Source organism: Paenibacillus sp. P5_B5 (genome assembly GCF_056400365.1).
Genome location: NZ_JBFULK010000002.1, coordinates 235,674 through 249,783 on the forward strand (window position 1 = coordinate 235,674; position 14,110 = coordinate 249,783).

Below are 14,110 nucleotides of genomic sequence, written 5' to 3' on the forward strand. Positions count from 1 at the left end.
CAATTTAACTTGGGTTTAGGATCGAAATAGCTTCAAATTACAATAGGCGGAGTAGATGGGAATGAATATTGGAATATTATCGAAATCAAATAAATCGATCGGTTTGTTGGTTTTATTAGGTTTAGTCATCATCGCAATGATCTGCAGCGTACTGTTCGGTGTTACCCCGATTTCGCTAAAAACGGTGGTCGAATCCTATACATCCTTCAATGGGTCTAACGAGCATCTGATTATTAGAAATACACGTGTACCAAGGGCCCTCATCGCTGCTTCCGTTGGCGCTTCCCTTGCTGTAGCAGGGGCTTACATGCAGGCACTTACACGAAACCCACTAGCTTCCCCAAGTATTCTGGGCGTTAATGCAGGTGCGGCATTCTTCATCGTAGCTACTTTTTCTTTGTATTCAGATATTTCATACATAGGACTAACATGGGTGGCATTCATTGGTGCCGCTATTACAGTTGCACTAGTATACGGTATTGGCTCTCTTGGCAAAGATGGACTGACTCCGCTTAAAGTGACCTTGGCTGGGTCGGCGATGACGGCCTTCTTCTCCTCCTTAACGCAGGGCATTCAGCTAACGAATGGTAAGGCTTTTGAGCAGACTCTGTTCTGGCTTGTAGGCTCTGTGGCCGATCGGGAATTGGACATGCTTACCGTCGTATCTCCCTATTTATTAATCGGCGTTCTGCTTGCGTTATTTATATCGGGTCACCTTAATGTGCTCAGCATGGGGGAAGATGTCGCAACAGGCTTAGGTCAGAGAACGGCTGTTATTAAGGTGCTTGCTGTAATCATTATTCTCCTGCTTGCAGGAGGTTCTGTTGCTGTTGCTGGGCCGATCGCATTTGTCGGCATTATTATTCCTCATATGGCCCGTTATCTGGTTGGTAGCGATTATCGGTGGGTTATCCCTTACAGTGTGCTGTTAGGTGCGTTACTTCTACTGTCGGCTGATATAGGCTCTCGGTTCATCGCCATGCCGAAGGAAGTGCCTGTTGGGGTGATGACAGCGATCATTGGAGTTCCTTTCTTTGTTTATATCGCGCGCAGAGGAGGGGATCTGAAATGAGTAAATATATAACGGTAAGAGGTAAAAACTACTCCTTTATGCTAAGTCGGAGGGTGCTGGCGGTTAGCCTAATCCTCACTCTACTCATGCTAATCGTCGCCATAATTAGTATTGGCAGCGGCAGTGTTAAAATCAATCCATTAGATACTATTCTAGCGCTATTCGGCTCAGCCACTGACAGCTCGCATAGTGTGATTATTTATAATTTGCGTTTACCACGGATTATTGTTGCAATTCTAGTAGGTTCTGCTTTAGGGGTATCGGGTGCCATTCTTCAGGGCATGATTCGTAATCCACTTGCTTCACCAGATATCGTCGGAATTACAGGCGGTGCCACTCTGGGTGCAGTCACGTATTTCTATTTCTTTGCCGAAACATTAAGTATTCATCTGTTGCCTGTTGGCGCAATTCTAGGCGCATTCATCTCTACGTTCTTCATTTATTTGATGGCTTGGAAAAAGGGGGTTTCCCCCCTAAGACTAGTCTTAATCGGAATCGGAATGAATGCAGCTTTCACTTCCATCACGTACATGCTGCTCATTTCTGCACCACCCGTACTTGCGCAGAAGTCCTTAACCTTCATGTCGGGAAGTATTTACGGCACATCTTGGAGTAAGGATGTATTACCGCTGCTACCCTGGATGCTTCTGCTGATTCCGATTGCTTATCTGTACACTCGCCATGTGAATGTACAAGAGCTTGGGGATGATACCGCATTAGGACTTGGCAGCAGGGTTCAGAAGCATCGGCTTATCCTGCTTATTCTAGCTGTTGGCTTGGCTGGGGCAGCGGTTGCTATAGGGGGCGCAATTTCTTTTATAGGGCTAATGGCGCCGCATATCGCGAGGCGACTGGTGGGCCCATCCTTTGGAGGCGTACTTCCTGTTTCTGCACTCCTAGGTGCGTTACTCTTGCTAATAGCTGATTTAATTGGTCGCACCGTGTTTGCGCCTCTTGATATTCCAGCAGGTGTGTTTACCGCTATTGTCGGTGCGCCCTTCTTTGTCTACTTGTTGTACCGTCATCGCAATCACTAATCGGGATATAGAGAGGAGTATGGCATATGAGTGCTATAGAAGCCAATGACCTTTGCCTTGCTTATGGAGATACACGCATATTTGATGATCTGAACTTTACCATTCCGAAAGGCAAGATTACTGTGTTTGTGGGCAGTAACGGGTGTGGTAAATCGACCTTACTGCGCTCTTTGGCACGGCTGATTAAGCCCAGAGCAGGGAGCATTCTATTAGATGGCCATGAAATTGCCAAGCTACCCACGAAAGAAGTAGCGAAGCGTCTCGCTATTCTACCACAGGGACCTATAGCTCCCGAAGGACTAACTGTTCTGCAGCTCGTTAAGCAAGGGCGATACCCTTACCAATCATGGATGCGTCAGTGGTCGCAAGAAGATGAACAAATCGTCAGACAAGCACTTGATTCAACCAATATGGCGCCATTCGCAGAGAGAACGGTAGACTCCTTATCGGGCGGTCAGCGGCAACGGGCATGGATCGCCATGACTCTTGCGCAAGGCACCGACACGATTCTGCTAGATGAGCCAACGACATACCTTGATCTAGCCCATCAAGTTGACGTGCTTGATCTTTTGTTTGAACTGAATGAAACAGAGAACCGGACGATTGTGATGGTTCTACACGATATTAATTTGGCTAGTCGTTATGCACATCATATGGTTGCGATTAAAGACCATCAGATTTGGACTTCAGGCAAGCCAGAAGAGATTGTTAATGCAGAGATGATTTCTTCCGTTTTCCATATGGAGTGTGTGGTATCGAGTGATCCTTTATTCGGCACGCCTATGGTCATACCGCATGGCAAAGGGAGAAAAAACTCAACCTCGCAGGTAGAAGTTAACTTTTAACGTCTAACATCGAACTTCGAACTTCGAATATCTAGCGCGATTTATGCGTAGTACGAGTGACTACATTAAGTTAATTAATGGATAGCAATCAAAGAAGCGACCATTACCGGTTCATTACCGTGAAATGGTCGCTTTCATTTGTTTTCTATTCAGTTGTAGGCTTAACTTCTTAATGGAGTGCCTTGTACTTACGCAAACGCTCTTCCTCAGAAATACGCGGACATGTGTAACAGGAGCGGTCTTCGCCAGGCAAACAATGTTGAAGGCAGCACTTCGCACGAAGGAGTACAGGTTCACCGTCTATGTCCACCTTTTTGAACTGGGAATAGATCGGGTTAATCGGGCAATCAGCAAAGCTACCTACCCAAGCATAGTCTGTGAAGAAACGATAGTCTTCTTCAATCCTACTTCTCAGTTCTAAGGATTCTGTTATTCGAAGATCTTCTTCCTTCCAGTAGGCAAGCAAATAGGATAATGTTGCCCACAGTGTCGAGCCGCTAATTCCCGTAGCATGTATAACAGCACTCCACATAGGTTTAATGTTGGTATGATACAAATGATGGAGCAATAATCGCCTGCGTTCTTTCCGATCCTCTACCAAGCTAACCGCTTCTGGCTCATCATCATGTTCTAATACGATGAACAATTTATCCTTCTTCAGGACGAGATGGATGTGATCTAATGACAAGTCTAAGCATCGATTGTGCAACGAGAAGGCATGGAGGGCCCCAGCAACAAGGGATACGTAACGTTTGATGAAGATCGAACCGGTTACTTCTTTTTTGGGAGAGTTGATTGCACTCGCGAATACGGATAAGAAATCATTTAAGGCTTCCTCATCGGTAACATGTGACCCTTGTAATCGTAGGCTCTCCGGGATGATTCCATCTTTATTCTGAAAATATAAGCTATATCTACTTTGCAACAAAGGATATTCAGGAACAAGCATCAGATCCTCCACTAGTGGTTGTATTTGTGTGATATATAAATTTTATAAAATGCTTAACATTAAAGAGTTCGAGCATAATCTTTCTAATTCCTCTTCAAGAACTATACTTCTTGTTAAAAAGAGTTGTCAAAAAGAGTTGTCAAAAACACAATAAAATTGCATGATTTAGAGAGATAAGAGATCATAATAAATGAGGTAATGACATGATTATTAGGGAAATTGAAGATAAAGATAATAAGCAGATAGAAGAAGTCATTCGCACTTGTTTGAAGGAATTCGGAGGGGACCGCGAAGGTCTAGCTTGGGCAGATCCGTACTTGGGTCGATTATCAGAAGTATATGATACAAGTGGTTCTAAGTATTGGGTTGCTGAGCATGAGGGAAGAATTGTAGGAGGCTGTGGAATTGGGCCGATGGACAATCTGGAGGGAATCTGCGAACTGCAAAAGATGTATTGCTTGCAAGAGGTTAGAGGAACTGGAATCGCTCATCAGCTGATGACTACTGCATTAGCGTTCGCTAGTCTACATTATGATCGGTGCTATCTGGAAACTTTGAATAACATGGAAGCGGCAAATAAATTCTATAAGAAGCATCATTTTGCTGAGCTAGATCAGCCGCTTGGTGATACGGGACATTACTCCTGTGATGTGTGGTATCTCAAAAATTTATAACACTAACCTGATTAGAATCTGATTATAATATTCGATTATCCTTCGCTTATTTACCTCATATCGGTTAGAATTGAATATAGAAAGTAATTAGGAGCTGTGAAAATGTCAAATGAAGAAGTGCTTTTAACGCAAGAGGGTTACGATAAATTACAAGCTGAACTGGATGATCTAAAGTATGTGAAGCGCAAAGAATTAGCGGAGCGTATTAAACTGGCGATCAGCTATGGTGACTTAAAAGAGAATAGTGAATATCACTCTGCTAAGAATGATCAGTCGTTCATGGAGACGAGAATCATCATTCTAGAGAAGATGCTCAATAAGGCAAGAGTTGTTGATTCTAGCTCACTCAACCTTTCAACGGTTAGCATTGGTTCCACGGTCGTGCTCAACGATACAGAGTTCAACGAGAAAATCGAATATAAGATTGTGGGTACGGAAGAAGCAGATGTTATGGAAAACAAAATTTCCTATGAGAGTCCGTTGGGTAAGGAGCTTCTTGGGAAAAAAGTAGGCAGCGTTATTAGTGTAGACGCTCCAATGGGCATTATTAAATATGAGTTACTTGAAATCAGAGCATAATAGCCTAATGGAATAAAATGATGCAAAGCTGGTCTCGTTCGCAATTGCGATGGGATCAGTTTTTTTGTTATTTGAATCAATTTCATAACTGATCTAAATGGTTATATTGAAACTATATATAGACAAATTAAAGCGTTTTGATCTATATATACTCCCGATTGAAGCAGCTAAAGGTATTATGAAATTGATTCATTTACTCATTTTTTGTAGTATTGTGTAAAAAGTTCTGATAAAATTGGAAGGGTTTAACTATTATAAAACAAATAAAGTATCGGAAGGAAGAGATGAGATTGAGAAGAGTTAAAGCAATTATAATGGTTCTTTTGATGACAATGCTAGTTTCAAGTGTTGCGGTAGTGCCTGCATTTGCAGCGGGGATTAAAGGCGAGCAATTCAATCTTATTAATGAGAACTCTGGCTACAAAATTATTATTCCAAACTTAATCGAGTATAAGACAGTAACAGTAGAGGTTGATGATGAAGAATATGATTTAGATGTGATCGTTGTAGAGACTCCGCAAAAGGATGCTACTGGCGGTTATCCCATTTTTGAAATTGTGACAACGGATAAGAATGCTGATTCTGTCATCTCCTTCCCAGGAATTTTTGATGATGGTCAAATAGGCAACTTTGAACAAAAATTTAAGAATAGCAGTCTTCTGTACAATCCACAATTTAATACTAAGCAAGATTTAAAAGATTTTAGCAAAGATAAGGTTTTCAATTTTGACTTAATGTTCCGTGACAAAGATTCTAATGTCTTACTGGAAGTAATTGATATTAATTTCATGTTTGTCAATAAAGGTGATGCAAGCAACACAGAAAAGGAAACACCAACAACGACTGAAGCTGTTTCAGCGAAACCTACTGCTTCCAAAGTTATGGTTAACGGCAAGGAAGTGGCATTTGAAGCTTATGAAATTGCAGGCAGCAACTATTTCAAGCTGCGTGATCTTGCAATGGTCGTAAATGGAACAGGCAAGCAATTCAAGGTTGATTGGGACGGCGCTAAGAATGCGATTAGTTTAACGACTGGTACAGCTTATACGTCTGATGGCAACGAGCTTTCTGTATCAGCTAACCTTGCAGCAAAGGATGCCAAGTCTACGTCAGCTAAGGTTTATGTGAATGGTGAAGAGGTTCAATTTACAGCTTATGAAATTAACAATAACAACTATTTCAAATTGAGAGATATCGCGAAAGTTATTGATTTTGCAGTTACTTGGGATGCTCAAGCTAGCACAGTAGGTATCGATACATCAGCTGGCTATATGGAATAAGGTATACCAGACTTAAAATGTCTGTTTTATTCTTCTATGGAGGTAATTATGAAAAAATTTAAAGCATTTGTAATGATTCTTATGATGATAATGCTAGTATCAAGCATTGCCGCGCCCGCATTTGCAGCAGAGATGAAGGGCGAGGAAATCAATTTGGACAAGAAGGGCAGCTATAAACTGATTGTTCCCAATTTTATCGAGCACAAAATAATAAAAAAGAGTTATGCTGGCAAGGAATATCCTTTAGATATAATTGTCGTAGAAATGCCGCAAAAAAATGCGGATGGTACATATCCAATTTATGAAATCATTACAACGGATAAGAAAGCAAACATTATTGCTTCCTATCCCAACATTTTTGATGGTGATTTTATAGGAGGGGTCTATCAAGAGAAATTCGTGAATGGCAGTCTCGTTTATGCCCCAAAGTTTACATTAGGAGATAAAGTTATCAAAGACATTGTCGAAGGCAACATTTTAACACTAGACTTCATTGTTTATGATGATGATTATAGATCTAACGACTTATTCACATCACCTACTCTTTATTTCATGTTCGAAAATAAAGGTGGTTCAAACGCTTCAGCAGAAGAACCACTGAAGGTTGAAGCAGTTTCAGCTAAGCCTGCTGCTTCTAAAGTTGTTGTTAACGGTAAAGAAGTTGCTTTTGAAGCTTACGAAATTGCAGGTAGCAACTACTTCAAATTACGTGACCTCGCAAAGGTTGTTAATGGAACAGATAAGCAGTTCGAAATTTCATGGGACGGCGCTAAGAATGCGATTAGTTTAACGACTGGTGCAGCTTATACGTCTGATGGCAACGAGCTTACGGTATCTGCTAACCCGGCAGCTAAAGAAGCTAAATCTACGGAGTCCAAACTGTATCTGAACGGTCAAGAGCTTCAGCTTACAGCTTACAACATTAACGATAACAACTACTTCAAGCTAAGAGATATTGCGAAAGCAATCGACTTTGCAGTTACATGGGATGCTAAAGCTAGCACAGTAGGTATCGATACATCAGCTGCATATACGGAGTAAGTGTAAGTTTATAGCACCTATACGCACTCGTATTCACATGAAGAAACGCATTCGCCCTAAATGGACGGATGCGTTTCTTTGGCTATCAATTTGCAATACTGTTACATGTGTATCACTATTCTTTACTAGAAGGATGATATACTAGATTTACTATTGCACTAACAATACGAAGGGATTCACCATGATCATACCATTAAATCGATTGCGCTTATGCTGTAGCTTAATGATCATAGCAGTTGTAAGTTGCCTTATCATGCCACAGATGGTGAAGGCGGATTCACAGCCTTTATTATATCTAGACGGTAATCGTATACATATGCAAGAGCCTATTGTTCAAATGAATAATTCTGTGCTTGTACCTGTTCGGGTAGTTTCTGAGAAACTAGGTTATACAGTTGGTTGGAAGCATGAAACGAAGACAATCTCAATTAGTAATAGTAAACAAACGATTATACTTACAATAGATAAGAAAGAGGCACTCGTAAATAAACAAGTGGTTAAGCTTGATGTTCCAGCAACGATTGTTAATGGCGTGACTATAGTCCCGCTGAGGTTTGTTGGAGAAAGCTTGGGACTTGAGGTTGGATGGGATAACGCGACCAAATCCGTTCATTTATCGACGCCTAAAAATCCCAGTGGTCCTAATGTCAGTTCCGATGACCGCTCAGTGAAAGATCTTGTCTTTGTAAATGATCGCTTAAATATTACGCTGGATCGTGATGTGGAACCTAAAATTATGGTGTTGTCAGAGCCCAATCGTATTGTCATTGACATCCCTAATGCTTATTTCTCTGATGAATTCAGTCGCAAATTTGGGTTTCAGCCGCTTGGTCAAGGGGAAAGCGCGATAACGAACCATGCCTCCATTTATATTATTCGTTTTTCGATGTTTAGTACATCGCCTAATACGACTCGTTTTGTTGTAGACATGAAGGATAAACTAGATTATAAGATGACACGAGATGGCAAGGGACTGATATCCATTGCGTTTAGTAAGTCGACAGTAACAACACCGGGTGGTACAGGCTCTGTGAAACCGATTAACCCGGTAGATCCTATAAATCCAGTAGATCCAGTAGATCCTAGTAATCCTGGGCCGCCTACACCTACGATTCCTGTGAAGCCCAAAGACAGCTATACGGTCGTTCTAGATGCAGGTCATGGCGGCAAAGTGGGCTCCGTTAGTGTTCGAAATCTACATGAAGATGACTTGAACCTAGCGATCACAATGAAGGTTGCCGAACTAGCTAAGCAAGAAAAGAAGCTCCATATTCTATTAACACGAGATACGGATGTTGAACTAGCGCTGTCAGCCCGTGCTCCTATTGCGAATAACGCAAATGCAGATTTATTCGTCTCCATTCATACGAATAGTGTGGAGGATCGCAATCCGATTGCACGCGGAACAGAGACGCATTATACCCGGAGTGAAAGCCTAGCTTTTGCAGAAACGATGCATAAGTATTTGCTGCAAGGTACACAGTTCAAAGATCGAGGAGTTAAGCAAACCGATCTTAACGTGACACGCACGACGACGATGCCGGCGATCCTACTCGAAATTGGATTTTTGACCAACCCTGAAGAAGAAGCGATCATGTTTACGGATGAGTTCCAGTGGCGCGTAGCCAAGCAAATTGTGAATGGGATTAAAGCCGAGCTTGGCTTACTGTAATTTCTTCAGCATCATCACATGCGAGAGTGTGTATAATAGAGGTTAGAATTGTTGAAAGGATGAGGACATGCTGAACATCAAAGAATACAGCGTAGAACTAGTTAAAGACCCATTTGGGATTTTATCTGGAGAAAGATATGAATTTTTGATTGATCTAGACGTTCCGGAGGATGATGAGCTTTATTCAGAGAATGGCGTCTATGTAAGAGTTATTTTTGCAGTGGATGGTGATCAATTACGTATTACCAAATATGATTTTTACGAGAAAACGACCGATCTATACCTCGACTTCGATATGGAAGAAGACGAAGAAGCAGCGTTAACGACTTTCTGTAAAGAGCATTATGTAGAGGCTTAAAGTACAACTGAAGGTTTGTGTAAAAGGCTTATTCCTACTTGTTACAAGGGGAATGAGCCTTTATTTGATTGATATAGCATCTATATCTATCGGCTTGCTAAGTATCACCTTAAGAAACGTACTCGCCTTTGTAAAGACGGCACAACGAGGACTGCTTGGTTACGAATCTCAATTTCGTTATACTAGAATTGTGCTTGAAGATGGATCGGAGGCTTAGTCATGTCCACAAACATTCTAATCATAGATGATGATACGGATTTATGCAGATTGCTTAAGAAGTGTATGGAGATGGAAGGGTACGAGGCAGAGGTCGCTCATAATGGGGCAGAAGGCTTAAGGCTTCTACATCATCGTGACTACCATCTCATTATTTTGGACGTTATGATGCCTGTAATGGATGGGATTACAGCTCTTGCTCGCATTAGGGAGAACAAGAACACACCCGTTCTTATGCTCACAGCCAAAAGTGATGAGATGGATAAGGTGCTGGGGCTGAAGTCAGGAGCGGATGACTATATCACCAAGCCATTTAGCTTGTCTGAATTAACGGCCAGAGTGCAATCCTTGATTCGTCGTTATATGGTGTTAGGTGCTGCTGAAGCAAAGCCCAATTGCAGAACCTATGGTCCACTTGTGATTGATCCTGCGCATATGCGTGCCACTTATAAGGGACAAGATCTTGGACTGACAGGCAAGGAATATGATTTGCTGTATTTTCTATCTTCCTTTCCGGGGCAGATCTTTACGAAGAAGCAAATCTATCAGAACGTATGGCAGGATGAGTACGCTTATGATGATAACAATATTATGGTACATATTAGAAGACTACGTAAGAAGCTGGAGCCAGACCCTGAGAACCCTATCTATATCGTGACTGCATGGGGAATGGGCTATAAATTTAATGGAGATGCGGGTCATGAGTAACGAATGGATCTGGTTTATTGTCATACTAGTGTTTGTTATATCATTCTTTATTTATCGTGAACGACAGAGTCGGAGCCGCATTCAGGAAACTTTACATACGCTAGAGGACATTATTGCAGGTAATGAAAATCGCAGGATTCATGTAGGAGCTAAGGAGTCGATTGCTCCCTTAATTTTTAAGATTAATGAACTTGTAGATTCTTATCAGAAGGTTCAAGTCCAACAGCTTCGAACGGAGAAGGCAAGGAAACAGCTGCTATCGAACTTATCACATGATGTGCGTACACCCTTGACCTCCGTGTTAGGTTACTTGGATGCTCTCTATGAAGGTAAGGCTGGTCATGAGGCGGATGAATACTTACAGATTGCACGTAATAAAGCCTACTCATTAAAGGAATATATGGACGAGCTGTTTACGATTGCCCAGCTAGATGCTGACGAAATGCAGCTAGTCTCTGAGCCAATTGATCTCTACGAGCTGTTGCGAAGTGAGCTGATTGGCTTTATTCCTATACTACAGCAAGCAAATATAGAGCTGCAGGTCGATATGCCGGATGATGAAAGCTATATTGTAGGCGACCCGCATGCGGTAAAACGTATTTTGAGCAATTTGCTTCAGAATGCGATGCGATATGGTAAAGACGGTCGATTCATTGGTGTAACAGCTTGGACCGACGAGGCATATGTTCATTTTGAAGTATGGGATAAGGGTACCGGGCTTGCAGCTGAGGAAATAGATAAAGCGTTCGATCGCCTTTATAAAGTGGATTCTTCAAGATCGACGAAGGGGCATGGACTGGGTCTGGCTATTGCCAAGGATTTGGTACAGAAGATGAATGGAGCCATTCAGATGACGAGCAAGCCATATGTGAAAACGGCTGTACGAGTTTCTCTTCCGAAATAGCAAAGAATCGAAGTTAACCAAAGTAAGAAAAAGTAAGAATTGCGTAAGCTCCATGTCAGAACTGCTAAGTACAATTGAACTATAAGTCGTATAACAACAGAGATGACAAGGAGTGATTACGGGTGCAGGAGTGGATTCTAGAAACCAAGGCGCTAACCAGGAAGTATGATGGGCAAATAGCGGTTGATGCAGTTAATCTTCATGTTCCTAAAGGATGCATCTATGGGCTATTAGGACGTAATGGTGCTGGTAAGACAACGACAATTCGTATGATTATGGGGCTGGTGAAGCCAACCTCTGGCGAAATTCAGCTTTTTGGTAAGCCGGTACAGTCGTCGAATAGCAAGCAAATCTATGGGCGGATTGGTTCGATCATTGAAGCTCCAGGATTCTATCAGAATCTGACGGGAAGGGAGAATCTTGATATTCTAGCACGCCTGCGGGGAGTTCACCGCTCAGATGCTGCCGAGTATGCTCTTGCTAGATTGGGTCTCGATCAGGAACCTCGGAAATTGGTATCTCAATATTCCATGGGCATGAAGCAACGGCTAGGGATAGCAGCCGCTATTATGCATGAACCAGAGCTATTGATTCTGGATGAGCCCATTAACGGTCTTGATCCGATCGGTATACAAGAGATGCGCAGCTTTTTAACCGATTTGTGCAAAGAGAAGCGTGTAACGATTGTCATCTCTAGTCACATACTAAGTGAGATAGAGCAGCTAGCGGATGTCGTTGGAGTTATCCATCAAGGGAAGCTGATCGAGGAAATCACAATTCAAGAAATTCAGAGAAGAAATCGTCGATATCTTGAGTTTCAAGTATCAAATCCGAATAAAGCAGTTATGCTGATGGAGCAGCATTATCAGATTGACGATTATGAAGTACATGAGCAAGGCTGCATTCGGGTTTACTCCCATCACGGTGAACAAGCCCAGATTAATCGCTTATTGGTAGAGCATGATATCGATGTCTCCAAAATTGCTCTAAGCGAGGATAATCTTGAAGATTACTTCGTGAAGCTGATCGGAGGTGGGACGATTGGTTAATTTATTCTTAACTGAGCTCCTGAAGCTAAAGCGAGCCAAAATGTTCCTGGTCAGTCTCTTGGGTGCTTCTGCTGCTCCAATCGTCAGTTTTATTGCTTATCTTGATAGTAGTAGAATCGAAAGGGATTCCATTACTTTTGCTGAGTTTATGGCGAACACGAATATGAACCAAATTATGCTGACTAACGTTCTGATCTTTGGCGTTGTGACAACGTATTTAATCAGCCGAGAATATGAAGAGGATACTTTGAAAAGTATACTGACCATTCCAGTGTCAAGAACTAGCTTTCTTCTGAGCAAGTTTATGCTGCTATTTATCTGGTTTATGATATTGACCTTTGTTTCTTGGGGATTAACGTTTGGATTTGGAGTCATTGGACAAATGCAAGGTCTGAGCCTTACAGTTGTATTAGAATCACTAAAGCAGTATGCTATAGGCGGTAGCTTATTGTTTCTACTTTCGACACCTGTCGTATTTGTAACGCTGCTATTCAAGAATTTTGTGCCAACAATTATTTTTACAGCTGTACTCACGATGATTAATCTCATGATTATAAACAACGAGTATAAAGCGTTATATCCTTGGTCAGCTGTGCTACTTATCGCAGAGAATCAGTTCGTCCCTGAATATTCGCCGATCTATTCGTTTATTTCAATTTTTGTTACAGCAATTGTGGGATTCGCAGCAACTATTCTTTATTTCAAAAAGGTGGATATTTAGATAATGGATAATTTATGGTTTATTTTAAAATCGATTGTTTTAGGTATTGTTGAGGGCATAACGGAGTTTCTGCCTGTATCTTCAACGGGACATTTGGTTATTTTTCAAAATTTAATGGGCTTTGAAGGGACAACACCAAATTATGTGGAGATGTACACCTATGTCATCCAGCTTGGTGCCATACTTGCAGTAGTCGTTCTCTATTGGCAAAAAATCAAAGGAACTTTAGTTAACTTTTTTCCTAAGAAGGTTGGATATGAGAAGTCAGGATTCAAATTCTGGCTGATGATTGTGATTGCTTGTATTCCTGGTGGGGTCCTAGGCATATTATTTGATGATATAGCGGAGCAATACCTGTTCAATACAGTATCGATTGCCATCACTTTATTCGTAGGTGGGGTCTTGATGATCTACGCTGAGAATAAATTTCGTAACAACAGGGCAGAGGGTCATGAATTAAAGGTCACGGTAAAACAAGCATGGATCATTGGATTATTCCAATGTTTAGCCATTATTCCGGGGATGTCTCGCTCGGCCTCGACTATTATCGGTGGATGGGTATCTGGTCTGTCTACGGTGGCAGCTGCTGAATTCTCATTCTTCTTAGCTATTCCCGTTATGGTCGGCATGAGCTTCTTGAAGCTTGTGAAGATTGGCGGATTCGCGGTTCTAACATCGCAAGAGATTATTTCACTCATCGTCGGCTTCGTCGTATCGTTCATCGTTGCTCTAGTCGTTATTAAACAATTTATTTCCTATCTTCAAAGAAAGCCAATGCGAATTTTCGCCATCTATCGCATGATTTTTGCGGTTATTATCCTTCTAGTAGGATTTGCACTATAAGATATATGCAACTTTCTCCAGCATTTTCGGATACAACAAATACAGTTCTTTACCGAACTTGAAAAGGGAACGAATGGATTAAGGTTTCGTTGAAATAGACGAGACCTTTTTCTTATACTCTGAAAAGGGAAACGTGGTATTACAGAACGCAAACCTCGCAAG

Annotated in this window: 15 protein-coding genes; 14 read left to right on the forward strand and 1 reads right to left on the reverse strand. The window is 41.7% G+C overall.

Annotation, left to right across the window (positions count from 1 at the left end; translation table 11 throughout):
• Positions 1-61: 61 nt before the first annotated feature.
• The 3 genes from AC1DOK_RS03740 to AC1DOK_RS03750 are packed head-to-tail and all read left to right on the forward strand — an operon-like array spanning position 62 to position 2,954.
• A complete protein-coding gene (locus tag AC1DOK_RS03740; RefSeq protein WP_477552887.1) occupies positions 62-1,072 on the forward strand; it encodes a FecCD family ABC transporter permease in 1,011 nt (336 codons plus the stop codon).
• On the forward strand, positions 1,069-2,109 hold the full coding sequence (locus AC1DOK_RS03745) for a FecCD family ABC transporter permease (protein ID WP_477552888.1): 1,041 nt from the start codon (positions 1,069-1,071) through the stop codon (positions 2,107-2,109). Before AC1DOK_RS03740 ends, AC1DOK_RS03745 begins: the two co-directional genes overlap by 4 nt.
• Positions 2,110-2,135: 26 nt before the next feature.
• Positions 2,136-2,954 carry an ABC transporter ATP-binding protein gene (locus AC1DOK_RS03750; RefSeq protein ID WP_477552889.1) on the forward strand — a complete coding sequence of 273 codons (819 nt, stop codon included), beginning with the start codon at positions 2,136-2,138 and terminating at the stop codon, positions 2,952-2,954.
• A gap of 169 nt (positions 2,955-3,123) precedes the next feature.
• Here the strand turns inward: AC1DOK_RS03750 and AC1DOK_RS03755 are convergent, their stop codons facing one another.
• Positions 3,124-3,903, reverse strand: coding sequence for an IucA/IucC family C-terminal-domain containing protein (locus tag AC1DOK_RS03755; protein WP_477552890.1), 780 nt, complete (start codon positions 3,901-3,903; stop codon positions 3,124-3,126).
• 203 nt (positions 3,904-4,106) lie between these two features.
• On the opposite strand from AC1DOK_RS03755, the gene AC1DOK_RS03760 reads away from it, so the two are divergent.
• From AC1DOK_RS03760 to AC1DOK_RS03810, 11 genes are all read left to right on the forward strand, one after another.
• Complete coding sequence (locus AC1DOK_RS03760) at positions 4,107-4,577, forward strand: GNAT family N-acetyltransferase (protein ID WP_477552891.1); 471 nt, start codon at positions 4,107-4,109, stop codon at positions 4,575-4,577.
• A gap of 102 nt (positions 4,578-4,679) precedes the next feature.
• Complete coding sequence (gene greA / locus AC1DOK_RS03765; protein WP_477552892.1) at positions 4,680-5,156, forward strand: transcription elongation factor GreA; 477 nt, start codon at positions 4,680-4,682, stop codon at positions 5,154-5,156.
• Between the two features lie 290 nt (positions 5,157-5,446).
• A complete protein-coding gene (locus tag AC1DOK_RS03770) occupies positions 5,447-6,436 on the forward strand; it encodes a hypothetical protein (protein ID WP_477552893.1) in 990 nt (329 codons plus the stop codon).
• A 48-nt stretch (positions 6,437-6,484) separates the two neighbouring features.
• Positions 6,485-7,477, forward strand: a complete 993-nt coding sequence (locus AC1DOK_RS03775; RefSeq protein WP_477552894.1) for a hypothetical protein — start codon at positions 6,485-6,487, stop codon at positions 7,475-7,477.
• Positions 7,478-7,700: 223 nt separating this feature from the next.
• A complete protein-coding gene (locus AC1DOK_RS03780; RefSeq protein WP_477552895.1) occupies positions 7,701-9,149 on the forward strand; it encodes an N-acetylmuramoyl-L-alanine amidase in 1,449 nt (482 codons plus the stop codon).
• A gap of 67 nt (positions 9,150-9,216) precedes the next feature.
• Positions 9,217-9,507 carry a DUF6509 family protein gene (locus AC1DOK_RS03785; RefSeq protein ID WP_477552896.1) on the forward strand — a complete coding sequence of 97 codons (291 nt, stop codon included), beginning with the start codon at positions 9,217-9,219 and terminating at the stop codon, positions 9,505-9,507.
• Between the two features lie 219 nt (positions 9,508-9,726).
• The gene (locus tag AC1DOK_RS03790) at positions 9,727-10,431 is read left to right on the forward strand and encodes a response regulator transcription factor (protein ID WP_477552897.1); all 705 of its coding nucleotides are present in this window, start codon (positions 9,727-9,729) and stop codon (positions 10,429-10,431) included.
• Positions 10,424-11,335: a sensor histidine kinase gene (locus AC1DOK_RS03795; RefSeq protein WP_477552898.1), complete on the forward strand. Its 912-nt coding sequence runs from the start codon at positions 10,424-10,426 to the stop codon at positions 11,333-11,335. Before AC1DOK_RS03790 ends, AC1DOK_RS03795 begins: the two co-directional genes overlap by 8 nt.
• Before the next feature lie 122 nt (positions 11,336-11,457).
• Positions 11,458-12,384, forward strand: coding sequence for an ABC transporter ATP-binding protein (locus tag AC1DOK_RS03800; protein WP_477552899.1), 927 nt, complete (start codon positions 11,458-11,460; stop codon positions 12,382-12,384).
• The gene (locus AC1DOK_RS03805; protein WP_477552900.1) at positions 12,377-13,105 is read left to right on the forward strand and encodes an ABC transporter permease; all 729 of its coding nucleotides are present in this window, start codon (positions 12,377-12,379) and stop codon (positions 13,103-13,105) included. The genes AC1DOK_RS03800 and AC1DOK_RS03805 overlap by 8 nt, the downstream gene beginning before the upstream one ends.
• A gap of 3 nt (positions 13,106-13,108) precedes the next feature.
• On the forward strand, positions 13,109-13,948 hold the full coding sequence (locus AC1DOK_RS03810; RefSeq protein WP_477552901.1) for an undecaprenyl-diphosphate phosphatase: 840 nt from the start codon (positions 13,109-13,111) through the stop codon (positions 13,946-13,948).
• Positions 13,949-14,110 lie beyond the last annotated feature (162 nt).